Raw genomic sequence first — 21,191 nt, forward strand, 5'->3', positions numbered from 1 at the left:
TCAGAGCAGCAGAATAAGGCGTTCATATCAGAGCAATAGACGGCAGTTCAACCGGAAGTAACAAGTCACTGGGTATCCGCAGGCAAGTACAGATGAGAGCGATGTACGGATGAAGAGATGCAGCCAGAAACGATGAAGTTCGGTTTAGAGTGGTCGGCACGGCACGATGTGGAGGTCTATTTTTGTTCCTCTAATGAAAGCGCTTCATATATGTCCCGACATGAACACATGACAAGAGGTTTCGGAAGGAGTGACAGGAGCTTCGCAAAATGGGACGCTGCACCAGACTATGAGAAGAAAGAAGGATTTTTAACGCAAGGGGCTGAGAGAGATGATTCTGACATTAATCAACGCGCTGCTCTTTGTCTTGATCACCGGTTGGGCGGTATATATGTTCGCCATCGTGGTGTATCGCCGGTACCTGTATATCCGTTTGGGCAAGCCAGCGAACCTGAGGAAGGATCTGAAGGAACGCCTGAGCCAATTCGCCATCCAGGTATTCGGACAGAGCAAGCTGTTTAAGGATCGCAAGAGCGGCATCATGCACTTTATCGTGTTTTACGGATTTATCATTTTGCAGTTCGGTGCGCTCGACATCATCTGGAAGGGATTGTCCGGCCACAGCCTGCCGATTCCGGGGCACGCCGGCTTTATCCTCATGCAGGAGATTACAGTTGCGCTGATCCTGCTCGCTATCGGTTACGCGGCCTATCGCCGCTATGGCGAGAAGCTGAAACGGCTCAAGCGGGGCTGGAAGCCAAGCATTGTCGTGTTTTTCATCACCACGCTGATGGCTTCGGTGCTGCTGACGATGGCTTTTGAACGGCTCATGGAAGGATTGGCGTGGTCGGCCATGGCACCGATCTCCTCCAGCATTGCGGCCGTGTTTGCCTGGATGCCGCCGGTGGCGGTTACAGTTTGCTATTACGCGTTCTGGTGGCTGCATCTGTTGATTCTGCTATCGTTCCTTATCTATGTGCCGCAATCGAAGCATTTTCACCTCATTACGGCGCCCATCAACATTCTGGTCCGCCGTACCGATCCCCCGGGCAAGCTCAGCAAGCTGGATTTGGAGGATGAAGAGGCCGAGGCATTCGGGGTAGGCAAGATTGAAGATTTCACGCAGAAGCAGATGCTCGATTTCTATGCCTGCGTTGAATGTGGAAGATGCACCAACGTATGCCCGGCCTCGAATACAGGCAAGCTGCTGTCGCCGATGCACATGATTGTGAAGTTAAGGGATCATCTCACGGAAAAAGGTGCCGCGCTCACCTCCAAATCGGCGTGGATGCCTGCCTCCGTGTTTGGGTCGCCGGGCGTTCACTCCATGGGCGCAACGGATCTGGCTCTTGTCGGCTGGAAGGGCGAGGGCATTACCGATATCGGCCCGACGATGGAGGTGCAGAAGCGCTCCTGGCATCAGGTCGAGGGCGTCGACCCGAAGGACATTCAATTGATCGGCGGCGTCATGACCGAGGAAGAGATTTGGGCGTGCACGACCTGCCGCAACTGCGAGGATCAATGTCCGGTCGCAAATGAGCATGTCGACAAAATCGTGGATCTCCGGCGGCATCTCGTTCTGATGGAGGGCAGCGTGCCGCAGGAAGGCCAGCGGGCGATGCAAAACATCGAACGACAAGGCAACCCTTGGGGAATCAGCCGCGCGGACCGGAGCAAGTGGGTGAAGGAGATCGACCCGGAAGGGAAGCTGGATCTGAAAATTCCAACCGTGAAGGAAAATCCGGATTTCGACGTGCTGTTCTTTGTCGGCTCCATGGGCTCTTACGACAATCGCAGCCGCAAGATCACCAAGGCCTTTGTCCGGCTTATGAATGAAGCGGGCGTCAACTTCGCCATTCTCGGCAACGAGGAGAAGAATTCGGGCGATACGCCGCGCCGGATGGGCAATGAATTTCTGTTCCAGCAGCTGTGCACGGAGAACATCGAGACATTCAAGAAGTACGATGTGAAACGAATCGTGACGGCTTGTCCGCATACCTTCAATATTTTGAAGAACGAGTATCCGGAATTTGGGCTTGAAGCCGAGGTGATTCATCATACCGAGCTGCTGGACCAGCTGGTGAAGGAAGGGCTTCTTAAGCCCAAGTATCAGGTTCAGGAGAAAATCACCTATCATGACTCCTGCTACCTGGGACGGTATAACGACGTGTATGATCAGCCGCGCAGTGTGCTGCGCGCCATTCCTGGCGTTGAGCTCCTGGAGATGGAGCGAAATCGCGAGAACGGGATGTGCTGTGGGGCCGGCGGCGGGCAGATGTGGATGGAGGAGGACGCGGGCAAACGCGTGAATCTGGCGCGTACCGAGCAGGCGCTGGCCGTATCTCCAACGATGATCAGCTCCGCCTGTCCGTTCTGTTTGACGATGCTGGAGGACGGAACGAAGCTGAAGGAAGTGGAAGAAAGCGTAAAAACGCGAGATATCGCGGAAATCCTGGAGTTATCCGTATTCGGTCTATCCGAAATCCATGAACAGGAGGTCGTTGTGCAATGAGTAATACCATTACCAAGGAATCCGTCAGCGGTTCCGGTGTCGCAAGTCGAAACATAACCAAAGCCGCCGTGATCGGCTCTGGCGTCATGGGGTCGGGGATCGCGGCCCATCTCGCCAATGCCGGCATTCCCTGCCTGCTGCTCGACATCGTTCCGAAATCCTTAACCGCCGAAGAGGAGAAAGCCGGATTGTCGCTGGATCATCCGAAGGTACGAAACCGGCTTGCGGCCAAAGCCATTGCGGCTCTGCCTAAATCAAGCACAGCTCCGCTGTATAGCGCCGATTTTGTGGGCCGGATCACCCCGGGCAATACCGAGGATCATCTGAGCCAGCTGAAGGACGTGGACTGGATCATTGAGGTGGTCACGGAGCGCCTGGAGATCAAGAAAAGCATTTTCAAACAGATTGAGGGCGTGCGTAAGGAAGGATCGATCGTCAGCACGAATACCTCCGGCATTTCCGTGAATGCGATGGTCGAGGACTGCAGCGAGGAATTCCGCAGCCACTTCCTGGGAACCCATTTCTTTAATCCGCCGCGTCATATGAAGCTGCTGGAGATTATACCGGGCTTTGATACCGATCCGGATATTACGAAGTTTATGGTTGATTTCTGCACGAAGCGCCTTGGTAAAGGGGTTGTGCTTGCGAAGGATACGCCGAACTTTATCTCGAACCGGATCGGCACCTACGGTCTCCTGGTCACATTGCAAGAGATGGTGAAGAACAGCCATACCGTGGAGGAAGTGGATGCGGCCACCGGTCCTGTTCTGGGACGTCCGAAGAGCGCCACCTTTCGCACGCTGGATTTGGTCGGCATAGATACCTTTGTCCATGTTGCCAGAAATGTGTACGACTCCGTGCCGGACGGGAACGAGAAGGACGTGTTTACGGTTCCCGATGTCATGAATGAACTCGTCACCCGCGGCTGGATCGGTGAGAAGGGTGGCCAGGGATTCTATAAAAAAGTAAAGAGCGATCAAGGCAGCAAAATCCTATCGCTCAACCTGTCCACGATGGAGTACAATCCGAGCGCCAAAGTGAGCTCCGCTTCTATCGAAGCCGCCAAAGCGGTGAAGGGAGCCAAGCGGAAGATCAAGGCATTCCTCGGTACGCAGGACCGTTACTCTGAACTGGCTTGGAATGTATTGAAGCAAGTGCTTGTCTATGCGGCCGACAAGCTGGGAGAGATCGCCGATTCCATTCAGGACATCGACAACGCGATGAAATGGGGCTTCAACTGGGAGCTCGGTCCATTCGAGACCTGGGATCTGATCGGACTGCCGGAATCCGTGCAGCGCATGGAAGCGGAGGGCATGATCGTCCCGGCTTGGGTGAAGGATTGGATTGCCGCCGGGAACAAGTCCTTCTATCAGCAGAAGGACGGCGAGGTGTTCCACTATTTCAAAGGCGAGTATAAGGGCGTAGAGGTTCAGCCTGAGCTGATCTCGCTGCAAGCGCTCAAATCGCAAAACCGGATCATCCGCTCGAATACGGGGGCGAATCTGATCGATATTGGGGATGGCGTTGCGTGCCTTGAATTCACTTCCCCGAACAATGCGATCGGCGCCGATATTCTGGTCATGATTCAGCAGAGCGTGGAAGAGGTCAGGGCCAATTACCGCGGGCTAGTGCTGGCGAACGAAGGCCGCAACTTCTGCGTCGGCGCCAACCTGATGCTCATGCTGATGGAAGCGCAGAGCGGCGACTGGGATGAGGTGGATGACATCATCCGTCTGTTCCAGGGCAGCATGATGAAGCTGAAGGGACTGGAGAAGCCGGTTGTGGCTGCGCCTCACCGGATGACGCTGGGCGGAGGCGTGGAAGCGTGCCTGCCGGCTGACCGGATCATTTTCTCGGCGGAGACCTATTTCGGTCTCGTAGAAACGGGGGTCGGTCTCATTCCGGCAGGCGGCGGTTGTAAGGAGCTGGCGCTCATGACCAGCAACCGTCATCCCGACAAGGAGAGCGACCTCCAGCCGGAGATTAACAAAATCTTCGAGATGGTGGCGATGGCGAAGGCATCGACCAGCGGACATGAAGCAATCCGCATGGGTTATGGGCGCAGCGGGGATACGGTGGTCATGAATCAGGATTACCGGATCTATGAAGCGAAGCAGGCGGTACTTGCGATGGACCGGGCAGGCTATGTTCCGCCGCAGCCGGGCAAAGCCCGCGTGGTAGGCCGCGACGGCCGGGCCGTGCTCCAGATGGGCGCCATCGACATGAAGCGCAGCGGTTATATCAGCGATCACGATCTGTTGATCGCGAAGAAGCTGGCGCACATCCTGACGGGTGGCGATGTTCCCGCGGGAACCGTGGTGAGCGAGCAGCATCTGCTCGACCTGGAGCGGGAAGCGTTCCTCAGCCTGCTCGGCGAGGTCAAAACCCAGCAGCGCATGCAGCATATGCTGGCGAAAGGCAAGCCGCTGCGGAATTAGGGCGATGAGTGCTTTAGAGCCAAGAAGTTCGCTATCAATCGCAATGTTCGATTCGCCAAATAGACGCTGCATACAGTACATGGTGGCAGGTTGTCCATGCTGGCGAAGCTTGATGATGGCAGCTCTTTAATCAGTTCCACCCGTTACGAATTCATTTCACGGCCGATTAGCGGCCCGCGCAATTATAAACGGTATTGGATCCAACCATTTCAAGTTGATGAGGTGAATGGCATGAGAGAAGCAGTCATAGTATCCCTTGCCCGCACTCCGGTGGGGAAGGCGAAGAAGGGCAGTTTTGCTCAGACGCGCGTGGAGGATCTCGGCAAAGCCGTACTGGAAGCCGTCATTGAGCGTGCACCGGGCCTGAAAAAAGAGGACGTTGAGGATATCATCCTCGGCTGCGCGATGCCGGAAGGCGAGCAAGGCCTGAATGTCGCGCGGATTATCTCGCTATATGCGGGATATCCCGTAACGGTACCCGCGCTGACCGTTAATCGCTTTTGCTCCTCGGGGCTTCAGGCAATCGCTTTTGCGGCAGAACGCATCATGCTTGGTCATGCCGAGGTCATCGTCGCCGGCGGCGTTGAGAGCATGAGCCATGTGCCGATGACCGGCTTCAAGCCGGCGCCGCATCCGACGATCGTGGAAGAGATGTCGGAGGTGTACATCGGCATGGGCCATACCGCGGAAGAGGTGGCCCGCCGCTTTGGCATTACCCGCGAGGCGCAGGATGCCTTCGCGGCCAGCAGTCACCGCAAGGCCGCGGCGGCCATCGCGGAAGGGAAGTTCCGGGACGAGATCGTTCCGGTGAACGTAACGCTGGCTGCGGCCGATGAGCAGGGCAAGGTGCGCAGCAAAACCTTTGCTTTCGATACGGATGAAGGGGTCCGGCCGGACACGACAACAGATGTGCTGGCCAAGTTGAAGCCGGCCTTTGCCCTCGGCGGCTCGGTTACCGCGGGCAACGCGTCGCAGACGAGTGACGGCGCGGCGGCGGTAGCCGTCATGAGCCGCGAGAAAGCGGAGCAGCTGGGCCTTACCCCGCTGGCTACCTTCAAGTCGTTTGCTCTGGCAGGCGTAGAGCCGGAAATTATGGGCGTCGGCCCCGTTGAAGCGATCCCGAAGGCGCTCCGCATGGCGGGCATCGAGCTGGATCAGGTGGATGTGTTCGAGATTAACGAAGCGTTCGCTTCGCAATGCCTCCACATCATCCGCGCGCTGGGTATCGACGAGAGTAAAGTCAACGTCAATGGCGGCGCTATTGCGCTCGGCCATCCGCTCGGCTGCACCGGCGCCAAACTGACCGTCAGCCTCGTCTCCGAGCTGGCCCGCCGCGGCGGCGGCTACGGCGTCGTGAGCATGTGCATCGGCGGCGGTATGGGCGCCGCGGGGGTGTTCGAGGTGCACGCGGCTGGGGCGTAAGGAGTAGGTTGTGGCAAGAAGGAAATTCCTTCTATACCACAAAGGGGCTTGGGGAGGGATTCCCGCATTAGTCCTTGCAACTGCTCAGCGTGGTTCGATTCGCACTATCAGTCCTCAAGGGACTAGTAGCTCCCTGCAAGCTGCTAGGGAATTTTAGTTCAACAATGCTTCTGAATGTATTCAATGAACCAGATCTAGGTTTTCGATATCAATTCTACTGATCTTCTACTGATGCATGACCAGCCTATTCACTCTGAAATGTAGTCTAAGTGCCGTGTCCGCTCCGCACATGGACCGGACACCGCACCACTCACTCCACCCACAGGGGAGTGCAATAATAGCCGGTCGTAGGAGTTTGAACTTAGGGGATTCACTAGAGTGCTCTAGCCCAGCGGAGAGAGCGGAAGTGTACTGGAGAAGCGGCAGCGGTCGCCTTTGAGTTTGGATTTCTACTATGGATAGATTCATTCCCGGAAATCCAAACTCAACAGCGATCGGAAGTACAATCCGCACGCGGAGCGGACATTTTTGCGCCACAGTCACGCATGCATCATCTATGATCAACCAGCAAGTTCGCAACCTAGCAACACCTAGGCATTTCATTGCACTCCACCTTATTCCACATTCCGAAAGGGGAAACCAATCATGAGCGATAACCAAACCAAAGAACCGAAAATCAAAGGCGGCAGCTTTGTCATCGATAATCCCGATAAACAGCGCATCCTGACACCGGAGGATTTCACGGAAGAGCATCGCATGATCGGCGAGACGGTGCGTGATTTTATCGACGGGGAAGTCGTACCGCATGATGAAGAGCTGGAGAAGCTGAATTACGAGATGACGGTAGACCTGCTTCGCAAAGCAGGCGAGCTGGGTCTGCTCGGAGCCGATGTGCCGGAGTTGTTCGGCGGGATCGGACTGGATAAGGTCAGCTCTACGATTATTAACGAAAACTTGGCGAAGGGATCGTCCTTCGCGCTCTCCTTCGGGGCTCATGTCGGGATTGGAACGCTGCCGATCGTGTTCTTCGGCACGACCGAGCAGAAACAGAAGTACCTGCCGGATCTGTCGACCGGCGCGAAAATTGCGGCCTATTGCTTAACGGAGCCGACATCCGGCTCGGATGCGCTGGGCGCCAAAACGACGGCACGCTTGTCGGATGACGGTGACTATTATATTTTGAACGGATCGAAGCTATATATAACTAACGCCGGATTTGCGGATATCTTTATCGTCTACGCCAAGATTGACGGGGAGCATTTCACCGCGTTCATTGTCGAGAAGGAGATGGAGGGCTTCACGCTCGGGCCGGAGGAGAAGAAGATGGGCATCAAGGGCTCGTCGACGCGTCCGCTCTTTTTCGAAGACGTCAAGGTGCCGAAGGAGAACCTGCTCGGCGAGATCGGCAAAGGCCACCGGATCGCCTTCAACATCCTGAACATCGGCAGATATAAATTGGCAGCCGGTACGGTCGGTGCGGCGAAGGAATCGATCGAGCTGAGCGCGAAATATGCTAACACCCGTAAACAGTTCGATACGCCTATCTCGCAGTTCCCGCTCATGCGCAAGAAGCTGGCCGAGATGAACATCACCACCTTCGTGATGGAGAGCATGGTGTACCGTACGGCAGGATTGCTGGACGAAGCGATGCAGGACATCGATTACAACAGCGAGGATGCCGGAATCCACTCGGCTGCGGCCATTTCCGACTATGCCATCGAATGCTCGATCAACAAGGTGTTCTGTTCGGAAGGACTCGATAACGTGGCAGACGAGGCGGTACAGATTCACGGGGGCTATGGGTATATCCAAGAGTACAAGGTGGAACGCATCTATCGGGACTCCCGCATCAACCGTATCTTTGAAGGCACGAACGAGATCAACCGGCTCCTGATTCCGGGCACGCTCGTGAAGAAGGCCATGAAGGGTGAGATCGCGCTCCTGCAAAAAGCACAAGGTCTCCAAGGTGAGCTGCTGCAGCTGGTACCTGGCCAAACCTTTGAGGGCACACTGGAGCAGGAAGCGCACTTCCTGGAGATGAGCAAGAAGATTTTCCTCCTTGCAGGCGGTATGGCGGTACAGAAGTTCGGCACGAAGCTGGAGAAAGAGCAGGAGGCCTTGTCCAATCTGGCGGATATGATGATTGATATTTATGCTCTCGAGAGTGCGCTGCTGCGTACCCGCAAGCAAATTGAACGCACCTCCGAGGAAAAAGCAGCCAGCATGATCGAGATGACGCAGGTGTTTGCATACGAGGCGTTCCAGCGCATTGAAGCACTCGCGAAAGAGACGCTGGCCTCAGTCGAAACCGGGGATATGCTGCGGATGCAGCTGTCGGTGCTCAAAAAACTGACGCGCAGCACGCCGGTCGATACGGTGGCCCTCAAGCGCAGCATCGCAGCCCGCGTGGTCAAGAACGAGCGGTACACGGTGTAACACGCGTCAACGCCAATACGATGCGTAAGTAACCGCAAAAGAGAGAGATTTTTCTTGGAGTAGGAAAGAAGGAGCATTCCTTAGGAAAGGGTTGGTTTTGTATGGATACAAAGCCTTGGCTGCCGTTTTATCCGCCCGAAGTAGCCCCCGCTTTTGATTATCCGAAACAGAATTTGGCATCATTTCTCGTGACGTCGGCACAGAAGTTTCCGAATCGGCCGGCCATGTATTTCATGGGCAAGACGATCAACTATAGAAGTCTGCTGGAGTCGTCCTATCGTATGGCGAACGCGCTCCGCAGCAAAGGAATTAAGAAGGGCGACCGGGTAGCGATCATGCTGCCCAACTGCCCGCAGGTGGTGATCTCGTATTATGGCGCGCTGCTGGCCGGAGCCGTTGCCGTCATGACCAACCCGCTCTATATGGAGCGGGAAATTGCGCATCAGATGAAGGATTCCGGTGCCAAGATCATCATTACCATGGATATGTTTGTGTCCCGCGTTGAAAAAGTCATCGAGGAGACGGAACTGGAGCATATGATCGTCACGTCCGTGGCGGATTATCTGCCATTCCCCAAGAATCTCCTCTACCCGATCAAAGCCAAGAAGGAGGGCCCTCTTCCGGTCGTCAATTACGGGAGCCGCGTCCATGCCTTCAAAAAGCTGCTTGCGAGCTCACCGAATGACCCGATCTGCGAACCCGTGAAGGCGGAGAGGGATCTGGCCCTGCTCCAGTACACAGGCGGCACGACGGGCGTTCCCAAAGGCGTCATGCTGACGCATATGAATCTGATCGCCAACACCTTGCAGTCGGCGAACTGGTGCTTTCAGGTGGAGGATGGGAAGGAGCGCTATTTGGCGGTTTTGCCCTGTTTTCACGTGTTCGGACTGACCGTGCTGCTGAACCAGGCCATCTACCGTGCCGGCATGCTGATATTGGTACCGAAATTCGAAGTGACGATGATCCTGAACCTGATCAAAAAAATGAAGCCGACGCTCTTCCCGGGCGCGCCGACCATGTATATCGCACTGATTAATCATCCCAAGATCAGGGAATATGACCTCTCTTCGATTAATGCTTGCGTCAGCGGCTCTGCCGGGCTTCCGGTTGAGGTGCAGGATGAGTTCGAGGAGCTGACCAAAGGCCGGCTGATCGAAGGCTATGGCCTGACTGAAGCTTCCCCGGTTACTCATGTGAATCCAATCTGGGGAAGGCGCAAAATCGGCACCATCGGCGTACCTGTTCCGGATACGGATGCTAAGGTAGTCGATCCCGATACGGGCGAAGAAATGCCCGTCGGGGAGCCTGGTGAGCTAATTGTAAAAGGACCGCAGGTGATGATGGGGTACTGGAACCGGCCGGAGGAGACGTTCGACACGCTGCGAAACGGCTGGTTGTTCACAGGGGATATGGCAACGATGGACGAAGAGGGGTATTTTACGATCATCGACCGCAAGAAGGATATGATCATTGCAAGCGGTTTCAATATTTACCCTCGGGAGATCGAGGAAGTGCTGTATGAGCATCCTTCCGTCAAGGAAGCCGTTGTTGTCGGAACGAAGGACGATTATCGCGGCGAAACCGTTAGAGCTTATATCGTGCTGAAGGATGGCGCGTCTCCGGACCCTTCGGGCCTTGAGAAGTTTTGCCGCAGTCAGCTGGCCGCCTATAAGGTGCCGCGCGAGTACGTGTTCCGCGATTCGCTGCCGAAGACGATGGTAGGCAAGGTGCTGCGCCGCAAGCTGCTGGAGGAAGAAGAGGAAGGCAGAACAGGCTGAAGCGCAGATAGCGGAGTAGGCACGTTAAGTGATTCATGTTATCCCGCTGGAATGGATACAGTACTAACGACGTCATAACAAAAAAGGAGGCGGCCTGATGAATCATACCAATGCCAATCCGGATACGAAGACCGGGCAGCCGGAATTCGACCGGGAGGCGTACATTGAGGCCATGACCCAAGCGGCGGAGCCCACCTTCTGGGGATATCTCGGCTGCAAGCTTGCGTCTTCCAGCTCGGAGGCGGTTGTTGTAACGCTGGATGCCCAACCACATCATATGAATATGATGGGTATCGTGCATGGCGGCGTACTCTCCTCATTGATGGATAACGCCATGGGCATTGCCGTCATGCTGGAGCGCCCCGGCGAATCAACGGTGACGAGCAATCTGAACGTGCATTTTGTCATGCCGGCCAGAGCAGGTGTCCTTACCGTAACGGCAAGCATCGTGCATCAGACGCATCGTTCGGTAACGACGGAATGCAGAATTACGAACGAGAAGGGCGAGCTTGTGGCGATCAGCACAGGATCCTTTCGAGTGAAATAAAGCAGCCTTGGCTGCTATGAAACAGGTGGTCTGCCAACGCTGGAGGGGCAGGCCATTTATTTTTGGGTGAGCTGCAGCTACTTCAAAGGGAATACAGAAGAAAAAGGTGAATCAATGACATGATTCTGGTTGGGGTGATTCATCCGTACTCCTTGTCAGCTCGATAAAGCTGTGGTACAATAAAAATGCTGTTTTTCATGTAGAATCTAGAATGTCTCTTCAGATAATAAATTTAGATGTTTACATACGTAGGAGGTGGAAGTCATGGTTGTATTTTTTGAAGTGTTGCTTGTTATTTTCTCCATCGGGTTGATTACTGTCGTTCTTCTCCAAAAAGGGAAAAGCGCAGGTCTTGCCGGTGCCATCTCCGGCGGTGCGGAACATCTTTTTGGTAAAACAAAGGCTCGCGGTATGGATCTCGTACTGCAGCGTACAACGGTAGGTCTTGCAGCAGGATTTATGATTTTGGCCATCGTTGTTGCTATGTTGAAATAACAATTTACGTTACCCTCGCTTTTTCACTCTTGGAAGAGCGGGGGTTTTTTATTGCCTGAATTTCGGAATACATAGGTTAAGACGGTGTTCGGAAGGATACCGAGGATTAAATTCGTGTATACTAGGGTATGAGTATATGAAGGTAAAGAATGGATAGCGGAACGATGAAATTGCAGGTTCCCCGAGGTGATAATGATGATAACTGAAGAAATATTACTGAATTTTATGCGGGAAACTGCATACAAGCCGATGACGTACCAGGAATTGGAGCAGCATTTTGCCATTAAGGATGCCCATGAATTCAGGGAATTCTTGAAGCTGCTGAATGAGCTTGAGCAATCCGGAAAAATCATTCTGACCAGCACCCAGCGATATGGCGTGCCGGAACGGATGAATTTGCTGCGCGGACGACTGCAGGCTCATGCGAAGGGTTTTGCCTTTCTGATTCCCGATGATCGCGAGCACCCGGATGTGTACATTCATGCCAATGACTTGAAGAGTGCGATGAATGGAGATATCGTGCTTATCCGGATCAGTTCCCAAAGCAGCGACGGCGGCAAAATGGAAGGCGAAGTGGTCCGTATCGTGACGCGCGCCGTCACCCAGGTCGTGGGTGTATTCCAGAACCATGAAGCCTATGGCTTCGTGCTGCCGGATGACAAGCGGATCAACCGGGATATTTTTATTCCGAAGCATGCGATTAACGGAGCCGTTGATGGCGTGAAGGTCGTGGTGAAGCTGGTCAGCTATCCGGAAGGAAGAGCGGCGGCCGAGGGCGAAGTGGTGGAGATTCTGGGTCACAAGGACGATCCGGGCGTCGATATCCTGTCCATTATCCGCAAGCATCAGTTGCCGGAAGGCTTTCCGGAGGAAGTACTGGCTGAGGCGGATGCAGCGCCGGATGCCATTACGGAAGAAGAGATTGTACAGCAGGGACGCCGGGATCTGCGTGGCTTAAACATTGTGACGATTGACGGCGAAGATGCCAAGGATCTGGATGATGCGGTGAATGTGGAACGTTTACCGAACGGGAACTACCGTCTGGGCGTTCACATTGCCGATGTCAGTTATTACGTCCGTGACCGCTCCGAGCTGGATAAGGAAGCTTACAATCGCGGCTGCAGTGTGTATTTGGTGGATCGGGTTATTCCGATGCTCCCGCACCGTCTGTCCAACGGCATATGTAGTTTGAATCCGCAGGTGGATCGTCTGACGATGTCCTGTGAGATGGAATTCAACGAGCAGATGAAAGTTGTGAAGCACGATATTTTCACGAGTGTTATTCGTACAAAAGAACGGATGACGTATAACAATGTACGTAAAATCCTGGTGGACGAGGATCCGGAGCTGATCGAGCGTTACAGTGACCTCGTGGAGGATTTCCGCTTGATGCGCGAGCTGGCCCTGAAGCTGCGGAACCGCCGGATGCGCCGGGGGGCGGTGGATTTTGATTTTGTGGAATCCAAAGTCATCGTGGATGAGAACGGCAAACCCGTGGATATCGTCAAAAGAGAACGCTCCATCGCGGAGCAGATCATTGAGGAATTCATGCTGGCGGCCAACGAAACCGTGGCTGAGCATTTCCACTGGCTGAAAGTACCGTTCATCTACCGGATCCATGAGGACCCGGATCAGGAGAAGCTGCAGAACTTTATGGCGTTCGCGGCCAATTTCGGGCATCAGGTGAAGGGACGGGGCAACTCGATCCATCCGCGTGCGCTGCAAAACCTGCTGGAAGCCATTCAAGGCACGAAGGAGCAAACGGTGCTCAGCACGATGATGCTCCGTTCGATGAAGCAGGCGAAATATGACGCGGAGAGCACGGGTCACTTCGGCCTTGCTGCGGAATATTATTCTCACTTTACGTCTCCGATTCGGCGTTACCCCGATCTGGTCATTCACCGGGTCATCCGGGAAGTGCTGGAGAACGGCGGTGCGCTGGATGAGAAGCGTCATGAGGTGCTGGCGGGCCGGATGGCTGACATCGCTCAGCAATCCTCGGAGCGCGAGCGTGTGGCCGTGGATGCGGAGCGCGATACGGAAGCGCTCAAGAAAGCCGAGTTCATGCTGGATAAGGTCGGCGAAGAGTTCGAAGGCATTATCAGCAGCGTGACCAGCTTCGGTATGTTCATTGAGCTGGAGAACACGGTGGAAGGCTTGATTCGTCTCAGTGCGATGACCGACGACTATTATCATTTCGATGAGGGCCATATGGCACTGATCGGGGAGCGGACCTCGAAGGTATACCGCATCGGTGATGATGTGAAGGTTCGCGTGGCGAAGGTGAACATGGACGATCACACCATCGATTTTGAGATGGTGGATATGAAGCCGCGCCGTCAAGGGCGCGGCGAAGGCGACCGCGGCGGCAATGGCGGCCGCGGGTTCGGTGCCCGCGATGGCGCAGCCCGCGGGGGTAAGGGCCGCGGCGGTAAGCGCGGCGCGACTGAAGGCGGCGCGCCAGGCGGGCGCCGCAAGGACAGCGCCGGCGGCCAGGGTGGCCGCGGCGATGCCCCGCCGAGCGGGCGTGGTGCGCGCGGTGGCGGTGAAGCAGCTGCTGGAGCTGGCGAGCAGCAGGCGTCGAATTTCGCCTTTGGCTCCGGCAAAGGCGGATACAGCTCCGCCAGCGGCGGCGCCCTGGGATTTGACCGCAACGCGCGCTCCGGTGGTGCCGGCGGCAAGGGTCGACGCAAGAAGACGGCGGGCAGCGGCATTTTCATCGGCGAAGGTCCAACACCAGGCGGCAATGCTGGTGGCAACTCCGGCGGCGGCGGTGGCCGCAAACGGAAGAGCAAGGGCGGAAACGGCACGGCCGCTTTTGTCCGCAAGAAGAAAAAGTAACATTCTCCTCCTGATCTATCGCCGGAGGCGCTTGCCCCACCTTGCTTTTGGAGGCTGACGTTTGATACAATGGACTTCTGGTGAGATTGCATTGGCGGTCTGCCGGAAGTCCTTTTTCCATTATCATTGTTGATGACAAGGGGTGAGACCATGGGTAAGAAAAGTGACGGGAAGGTTCTGGCCCAGAACAAAAAAGCTTCCCATGATTACTTCATCGAGGATACGTATGAAGCCGGAATGGTGCTGACCGGAACGGAGATCAAATCCATACGGAACGGCCGCGTCAATATCGGAGATGCATTCGCTACCATTCGGAATGGCGAGATTCATATCCATAACATGCATATCAGTCCGTTCGAGCAGGGAAACCGCAACAACCCAACGGATCCTACGCGGACACGGAAGCTGCTGCTGCATAAGGAGCAGATCCGCAAGCTGCTGGGCCTGTCCAAGCAGGACGGTTACGCGATTGTACCGCTGAAGATTTACGTTCGCAACGGCTATGCCAAGTTATTGCTGGGCCTCGGTAAAGGTAAGCGTCAGTACGACAAGCGTGCCGATGCCGCTAAGAAAGATGCACAACGCGATATCCAGCGTGCGCTGCGCGAGAAGCAGAAGATTGCAAGGTAATGGTATTGGGTAATTCTCATGTAGGTGATGAAAGCTAAGTTTGATCTCCGTATGAGATATTTGCCTAGAAATGATGGAGCAACTAGCCAGGCTGGCAGCTTTTAGCTGTGTTACCTGCATTGTATATATCATTTTGATGTAAAATGTGATATACTAAGTGATGTAAGAGAGATCAATAAGATCTTTGACAATCAGCATACAGTTGGCGCATTCTTCTTTCTTGGAGGGAAAGAGTGTGCGGCATCAATCGACTGCTATGGCTGAATATTCTTTGATTTAATCCGATAGCCCTTTTTGGCAGGAACGCCAAGGTGCCAAGCACCGGCATTTCTCCAACTTAAGGGGGCGTTTTTGGATTCGACGGGGATAGTTCGGGCATGAGTAGCGGGTAGTGGGGACGCGTCCACTTCATCAACGCTAAAGCCAATTAAACGGCAAACAACAAAACAACTACGCTTTCGCAGCTTAATAACCTGTGAGCGTGCTCTCGCTCTGTATCGCCCATGTACCGGGATGAGGGCTCAACTTTAGTGGGATACGCTGTCTAGTCTCCGCCTGGGGCTAGCTGAAGAAGACAATCAGGCTGACCTGAAGGGAATCCGGTGACAGGGAGTTCCTAGGGTGACATCAAATCTGTCACTACACCCGTAGAAGCTTGTGTTGTCGTTATCTTCGGACAGGGGTTCGACTCCCCTCGCCTCCATACATAAAAACCACAACCGCATAGGTTGTGGTTTTTGCTGTAGAATAGCTGATAAGTGTGAATAATAAATTTCACTGACTTGTAGATGTTTTTATTTATGGATAGTGGAATATACGGTTTCAAGATAAGCAATTGAATTGCGTTCGGCTTCTTCTTTGCGTATCCAACCATCAGAAGCCTGGCGTAAACGTTGATATAGCTTGATAGTGGCCTTTAACGCACGGTAACAACTTTCGTAGCTGTGGAGTGGAATCGTGTCCCGAAGCTCAGCCATCTCTATTTCAGCAAATTGCTCTAGCCGTCGGACTCCCGCTGGAAGATGGCCGTTACGCATGAGTATCAACGGTCCTAATACTGCATTGCGAATAAACGTAATATGTTGGATGAGCTCGAACAACTCGCCTCTTCCTAATTTCGCCGCACCGTAATGCACCCAAACCCAGAACCGATCCTCCATCCATTGCATAGAGGGCGATGGATAGGCAGGGGATGTCTCGGCAAGGATCGTTCTGATCTCCTCGTCTCTCTCCCAAAGCACAATCGGATTCTCTGTTCGTATCCTAAGCTCTGATTTCGAAATGAACTTTAGATCCACGTGAAGCAACGGTGGGCCGTATAGGCAAATAACCAGACGTGGTTCGCCGACATGCTCACCTGTGAATGCCGACAGTAATTGCCCGAGCTCTTCTGCGAGCTGAATGCGTTGCTCCATAATTTCATTGCGATACGCGTTATCGTACACGATGACTAAATCTAGATCGCTATACTCGTCCATGGCTCCGTGGATCATGGAGCCACCTGCAAGGAGGCCAGTAAGTCGATTATCTCGACTGATTTTCTTTTTTGCCTGCTTAATGAAGCGTTCGTGAACGGGTAACATCATGCTATGCACTCCTTAAAGATAGGACCCATATATAAATGGGTATTACGCCAATATATCATTGTGGTTAATTCGTTGTCAAACGGGTGATACTCAGGTGACACCAAAACTCTGACTACACCCGTAGAGGCTTATCTTCGGACAGGGGTTCGACTCCCCTCGGTTCCATCATAATGAACACCATCCGCATGAGGATGGTGTTTTTGTTTTATATTAATACTATAGGGTAGAACATGTCGTACAGATGGAGTGAAATCGATGAATCATAGTCATGATGGAGAGGAACCATTGATCACGGTACTCAATATGGATGGTCAACAACTAACACCATGTTTACCCCATCGGGCTTGGCGGGAAGTTGAGCGATCGCGAGCTGTTTGGATTGATGAGCAGACGATCCAATTGCTTTATAATCCGTTCTTATTTCGGGACTATCGAAAAGCTGCACTGAAACGAGATCATCACACTTGTTTGTGGTGCGGACGACACGCCACGACAGTGGACCATATTATCCCCTCAAGCAAAGGCGGCTCGGATCTTCCGCAAAACCTGATCGCTTCATGCAGCGAATGCAATACGAAACGAGGAAACCGTTCTGCATTGTCCTATCTCAAAGAAAACGCACACTCTGTTCCAAATCTTATGAAGCTTTGCTGGCGTATCTTTCTAGCTAAATACAGACATCGTCAAATGAAAAAAGGGACACTTGAGTAAAGGCTTAGATTTATGATTTGGGAATCGTGGTGCAGTGAGCTTCAATGATCGCAGCCGTTTGTTGACGAGCGAATTAATGGTTAACCATATCCACTGTAAAATTTTCGGATTTCTTGCATCCATCTTGAAGTGCAGGCCATTAAAGCGTAGGTGCTTTATGCTTGTGTATCTTCAGATTTGTGAAGCCAGAGAAGGAACTGTCCATTCGGGCACAAGTTGAGACTATTCAGCAAGCTGATTGATTAGAGTAACTCAGAAAGAAGATTAACTAAAAAACAGCTTCAGTTATCTCTGTAAAAGATAAAAACCTTGTGGATTATGAGTCCATCAAGGTTTCGGTTGGCCTAAAGCCGACTTAAATGTTGCGTATAAATACGCTGGTCCATGACCTGAGATAATTTGTAACTTCATTATAAACCAGTTCGGTCTTCTTTTCAAGTTTATTGTGAAACGTCCACTTCTTCGAATAAAAACTTATGCACTGGTAATTTCAGCTTTCAACTGTTGTTTTAAATATAAGATTTCTTCTTCTTGTATTTTTATTTTATCTATAGCTGATTGTAATTGTTCCTTATCTTTATTGTATTGTTCTTGCAAATTATCTAATTCCAGCTTTGCTTCTTTATAACGGGTATAGTGATGTGGCACTAATAATCTTGCCAATTTCTCATCAATCTCTTGTAATTTTTCTTTCCCGTAGTTTGGATTTGTTGGTGTATTTGTATGCCCAGATAATTTTCGATGTTTAGCAATAATTCTATTTTTGCTAATTGATCTGACCTTCTCTAAGAGTATCGCACAGTTAAGTGTAACAACACCTGAAGCTACATCCAAATCAACATGAGAAGCACGTGCTTTTCCATAAGCAGGAGTTGAAAGAGGGGCTACTAACACAGAAGAACCTTCAGATCCTACTACAATTGCAGGGTGTTCGTACGCTAACTCCGTACCGAAATGTCCAAAGAAATCGACTGTTACAACCCTTCCTATCTCTTTGTTAAAATTCAGCTTTGTAAATGCGGAAAACTCTGGATACATTCTGGCTTGTTTATCCTTATTGTATAGATCTAACCCTAGTACTATGTTAATAGCATCATGCATATTGAAGTCACGCACAAAGCCAGAATAATCTTGAGATACATCTAATAAGGCCAATATTAATTCTGGGTCATCAGATGCCATTTTTCCATCACATAGTCTTGTTCCATCAGGTCTTTTTTTTGTTAAACTCTTAAACTTTTTACGTTGCCTCATATCCATATTCTTCAAGAACCCCTTTCTTTTTCACAAGTATATCATTTTTGTCGGTATGTAATTTAAATTTTTATTGGCTAATTAATAGAAGCAACTCATAGGAGCTTGCTGAGCCGACATCAAAACTTTCATTACATCCACAGAAGCTTATGTGGCTCTGATATGGGAAATCTATTTCCAACCCGTAAAAGTATGCCCTTAATATATTTGTGTAGTTAAGGAAAAAAACGGAGTATTGCCTTGGTGAAGAAAGTACTAAGAGAGAGCTAGCTTGATTATGCACGTGTGAAAATCGCTACCATGCCTTATGGAAAGGAAAAAACATATACTCTGAAGTATGCATATAAGAAGGTGTTACCGATTTTTCACCATAGTTCATATAGTGTTTAGTATTTCGGGTACACCCGTAGAAGCTTGTGTTTTCGTTATCTTCGGACAGGGCTTCGACTCCCCTCGCCTCAATACATAAAAGCGACCTTGTGAGGCCACTTTTTTGCTTGTTCGGAATCGAAAGGGGTAAACCGTAAACCGCTCTGGCTCTAGGCTTTCCGGCTTCGCTACCTTCGAATACGATATATTTCTGATAATGGACGTGGCGGTACCTCTGTACGTAGCAGTTGTTACTCTAGCAACGTCCTAAAAATGCTTTCCCTCAGACCAGACTGCTTGTCTTCTTCTGTTCGTCACAGGCGGAGAGTTGACAATGAATCCTAGTGGAGTGCATAAGATATTTCTGTATTGACAACCTCAAATAAGTTGTGAGACCATATTTTTCAAGTTGATACAAGGGGGATTACTATGTTGGTGTCAGGAGAACTTGTGAAATTTGATAGCATGAAAAATTTCAGGTATATTTCTCCATTGGGATCTGGTGGAACTGGAGATGCTCACCTTTTTAAGGATGAGACAACTGATATGCTGTTTGCGTTTAAAAAATATGCTCCTAAAGATGGGAACAACTCAGATGATACCTATAGACGTTTTGTTGACGAGATAAAAATTCTATTTAACATATCTCACAATAATATTGTAAGGGTTTTTAATTATTATTTGTATTCCGAAGCCAAGACTGGCTATTTACAAATGGAGTATGTGGAAGGAATAGCTATTCATGAGTTTGAGCCGAGTTTTTGGAAAGATTGGGAAGACATCTTTAAAGAAGTTATATATGCGTTTGAATACTTAGAAGAAAAGAACATATTACACAGAGACATACGTCCTGCAAATATACTTATAGATAAGAATGAAAGTGTGAAGATTATAGATTTTGGGTTCGGTAAAAGATTGGAGTTTGAAGAGACTGGGGGAGAAAGTGTATTTCTTAATTGGCCAGTCACTCAATGGCCTAATGAGACTCAATTAGAAGGCATATATAACCATCAATCTGAGATTTATTTTATTGGGAAATTGTTTCAGAACATCCTTAGAGCTAAAGGAGAGGTAGAGAGGTTTAAGTTTAATCATATTTTAGATAAGATGACTAAATTAGAACAATACGAACGTTACGCTTCGTTTAACGATATTTCCCAAGCCATTTCTGAAGGAGTGATAAGTGAGATTAATTTCTCAGGAACTGAGAAGGATACGTATAAAAAATTTGCTGATGCGTTAGTTAGTCACATTTCTTACTATAACGATAAATACGAGACAATAAATGATATTGATAGTATACTCAATAAATTAGGGACTCTAATCCGTAGTAGTTCACTTGAAACGTTTATACAAGATAACTCTCAGCTTATCAGATGTTTCATTAAAGGAAGCTATGCATATAATAATAAGTGTGATATAGAAGTCCAACATGTGAAAAATTTCTATCAATTATTGGTAAGATTAGATCCATACAAGCAAAAAATTGTGCTTGATAATATTCAAACTCGTTTAGGTGGTATTAAAATTAATATTACTGATGATGATTTGCCATTCTGACTAACTGAATTTTTGATAATTTTATTATGATACGAGCAACAACTGCTCTTATCCTAAATTATTGGACTGTCACCAACTGTATTGGGTATTAATTTTGTAAAGAGTTTAACTTTCCTGATGCACCTATGGAAGGTGCCATTATAATCGAGATTACGTGAGTATTTTGTATGATCGAATGGAAATTATTTTGGATTTACTTAAAAAGTCTGGAGATCTTTCGATGTTAGAAGACATAAAGAGGTTAATGGTAGAGTAATGGGTAAAATCGAATAGAATTTGAAAACAAGCCAGTCTCCTTTGAACTGCACCCCAATTGTTAGACACATCTAACAGTTGGAGGTGCAGTTTTTTTATGACTAAATTTACGAAGGATAGCAAATTGGCATTAATTCAAGGGTATGACTCTGATCTTCTATCTCAGACAGAATACGCAAATCAAATGGGCGTTACCAAGTCTCAATTCCAATATTGGTTGAAGCTCTATAAGATGCATGGTGAGACTGCCTTTACTAACGGCTATACAAATTATCCGGCAAGCTTTAAACTGGACGTACTCAATCATATGGCTCAATCAGACGCTTCTCTCATGGATACCGCTGCTTTGTTTAAGCC

14 protein-coding genes and 1 other RNA gene are annotated in these 21,191 nt (G+C 50.7%); 13 read left to right on the forward strand and 2 right to left on the reverse strand.

The annotated features are described in order from the left end of the window. The first annotated feature begins 331 nt into the window (after window positions 1-331). The 10 genes from AK95_RS08620 (at window position 332) to ssrA (ending at window position 15,805) form a co-directional block, all read left to right on the forward strand. Window positions 332-2,512 (forward strand): (Fe-S)-binding protein, encoded by a 2,181-nt coding sequence (locus AK95_RS08620; RefSeq protein ID WP_071219555.1) that lies wholly within the window; start codon window positions 332-334, stop codon window positions 2,510-2,512. Further along, window positions 2,509-4,950, forward strand: a complete 2,442-nt coding sequence (locus tag AK95_RS08625; protein ID WP_071219556.1) for a 3-hydroxyacyl-CoA dehydrogenase/enoyl-CoA hydratase family protein — start codon at window positions 2,509-2,511, stop codon at window positions 4,948-4,950. The genes AK95_RS08620 and AK95_RS08625 overlap by 4 nt, the downstream gene beginning before the upstream one ends. A 231-nt stretch (window positions 4,951-5,181) precedes the next feature. Beyond that, window positions 5,182-6,372 carry an acetyl-CoA C-acyltransferase gene (locus AK95_RS08630; protein WP_071219576.1) on the forward strand — a complete coding sequence of 397 codons (1,191 nt, stop codon included), beginning with the start codon at window positions 5,182-5,184 and terminating at the stop codon, window positions 6,370-6,372. A 645-nt stretch (window positions 6,373-7,017) separates the two neighbouring features. Then, on the forward strand, window positions 7,018-8,808 hold the full coding sequence (locus AK95_RS08640; RefSeq protein ID WP_071219558.1) for an acyl-CoA dehydrogenase family protein: 1,791 nt from the start codon (window positions 7,018-7,020) through the stop codon (window positions 8,806-8,808). 101 nt (window positions 8,809-8,909) lie between these two features. After that, on the forward strand, window positions 8,910-10,586 hold the full coding sequence (locus tag AK95_RS08645) for a long-chain-fatty-acid--CoA ligase (RefSeq protein WP_071219559.1): 1,677 nt from the start codon (window positions 8,910-8,912) through the stop codon (window positions 10,584-10,586). Between the two features lie 97 nt (window positions 10,587-10,683). Further along, entirely contained in the window at window positions 10,684-11,133 is a 450-nt protein-coding gene (locus AK95_RS08650) for a PaaI family thioesterase (RefSeq protein ID WP_071219560.1), read from the forward strand. A gap of 264 nt (window positions 11,134-11,397) precedes the next feature. Next, window positions 11,398-11,628, forward strand: a complete 231-nt coding sequence (gene secG, locus AK95_RS08655; RefSeq protein ID WP_009593367.1) for a preprotein translocase subunit SecG — start codon at window positions 11,398-11,400, stop codon at window positions 11,626-11,628. A gap of 195 nt (window positions 11,629-11,823) precedes the next feature. Beyond that, a complete protein-coding gene (gene rnr, locus AK95_RS08660; RefSeq protein WP_071219561.1) occupies window positions 11,824-14,469 on the forward strand; it encodes a ribonuclease R in 2,646 nt (881 codons plus the stop codon). A 150-nt stretch (window positions 14,470-14,619) separates the two neighbouring features. Next, window positions 14,620-15,099 (forward strand): SsrA-binding protein SmpB, encoded by a 480-nt coding sequence (gene smpB, locus AK95_RS08665; protein WP_071219562.1) that lies wholly within the window; start codon window positions 14,620-14,622, stop codon window positions 15,097-15,099. 341 nt (window positions 15,100-15,440) lie between these two features. Next, window positions 15,441-15,805: a transfer-messenger RNA gene (ssrA, locus tag AK95_RS08670) on the forward strand. Window positions 15,806-15,893: 88 nt separating this feature from the next. Here the strand turns inward: ssrA and AK95_RS08675 are convergent. After that, window positions 15,894-16,685, reverse strand: a complete 792-nt coding sequence (locus AK95_RS08675) for a nucleotidyltransferase domain-containing protein (protein ID WP_071219563.1) — start codon at window positions 16,683-16,685, stop codon at window positions 15,894-15,896. Between the two features lie 255 nt (window positions 16,686-16,940). On the opposite strand from AK95_RS08675, the gene AK95_RS33395 reads away from it, so the two are divergent. Next, window positions 16,941-17,396, forward strand: coding sequence for an HNH endonuclease (locus AK95_RS33395; RefSeq protein ID WP_074961820.1), 456 nt, complete (start codon window positions 16,941-16,943; stop codon window positions 17,394-17,396). A gap of 474 nt (window positions 17,397-17,870) precedes the next feature. Here the strand turns inward: AK95_RS33395 and AK95_RS08680 are convergent, their stop codons facing one another. Beyond that, window positions 17,871-18,656, reverse strand: a complete 786-nt coding sequence (locus tag AK95_RS08680) for a type II toxin-antitoxin system PemK/MazF family toxin (protein ID WP_071219564.1) — start codon at window positions 18,654-18,656, stop codon at window positions 17,871-17,873. Between the two features lie 792 nt (window positions 18,657-19,448). Between AK95_RS08680 and AK95_RS08685 the strand changes: the two genes are divergently transcribed. Both AK95_RS08685 and AK95_RS08690 read left to right on the forward strand, forming a co-directional pair. Continuing rightward, window positions 19,449-20,579: a protein kinase family protein gene (locus AK95_RS08685; protein ID WP_071219565.1), complete on the forward strand. Its 1,131-nt coding sequence runs from the start codon at window positions 19,449-19,451 to the stop codon at window positions 20,577-20,579. Between the two features lie 352 nt (window positions 20,580-20,931). Continuing rightward, window positions 20,932-21,191, forward strand: a 260-nt coding sequence (locus tag AK95_RS08690; RefSeq protein WP_162487558.1) for a transposase, incomplete at its 3' end; no start/stop codon positions are given.

The sequence above is a fragment of the Paenibacillus sp. LC231 genome (genome assembly GCF_001860525.1).
GTDB lineage: Bacteria > Bacillota > Bacilli > Paenibacillales > Paenibacillaceae > Paenibacillus_AQ.

Bases quoted from the DNA above. Each gene is read 5' to 3' on its own strand.
- AK95_RS08620 (WP_071219555.1), top strand. From the start codon at position 332: ATGATTCTGACATTAATCAACGCGCTGCTCTTTGTCTTGATCACCGGT.
- AK95_RS08625 (WP_071219556.1), top strand. From the start codon at position 2,509: ATGAGTAATACCATTACCAAGGAATCCGTCAGCGGTTCCGGTGTCGCA.
- AK95_RS08630 (WP_071219576.1), top strand. From the start codon at position 5,182: ATGAGAGAAGCAGTCATAGTATCCCTTGCCCGCACTCCGGTGGGGAAG.
- AK95_RS08640 (WP_071219558.1), top strand. From the start codon at position 7,018: ATGAGCGATAACCAAACCAAAGAACCGAAAATCAAAGGCGGCAGCTTT.
- AK95_RS08645 (WP_071219559.1), top strand. From the start codon at position 8,910: ATGGATACAAAGCCTTGGCTGCCGTTTTATCCGCCCGAAGTAGCCCCC.
- AK95_RS08650 (WP_071219560.1), top strand. From the start codon at position 10,684: ATGAATCATACCAATGCCAATCCGGATACGAAGACCGGGCAGCCGGAA.
- secG (WP_009593367.1), top strand. From the start codon at position 11,398: ATGGTTGTATTTTTTGAAGTGTTGCTTGTTATTTTCTCCATCGGGTTG.
- rnr (WP_071219561.1), top strand. From the start codon at position 11,824: ATGATAACTGAAGAAATATTACTGAATTTTATGCGGGAAACTGCATAC.
- smpB (WP_071219562.1), top strand. From the start codon at position 14,620: ATGGGTAAGAAAAGTGACGGGAAGGTTCTGGCCCAGAACAAAAAAGCT.
- AK95_RS08675 (WP_071219563.1), bottom strand. From the start codon at position 16,685: ATGATGTTACCCGTTCACGAACGCTTCATTAAGCAGGCAAAAAAGAAA.
- AK95_RS33395 (WP_074961820.1), top strand. From the start codon at position 16,941: ATGAATCATAGTCATGATGGAGAGGAACCATTGATCACGGTACTCAAT.
- AK95_RS08680 (WP_071219564.1), bottom strand. From the start codon at position 18,656: ATGGATATGAGGCAACGTAAAAAGTTTAAGAGTTTAACAAAAAAAAGA.
- AK95_RS08685 (WP_071219565.1), top strand. From the start codon at position 19,449: ATGTTGGTGTCAGGAGAACTTGTGAAATTTGATAGCATGAAAAATTTC.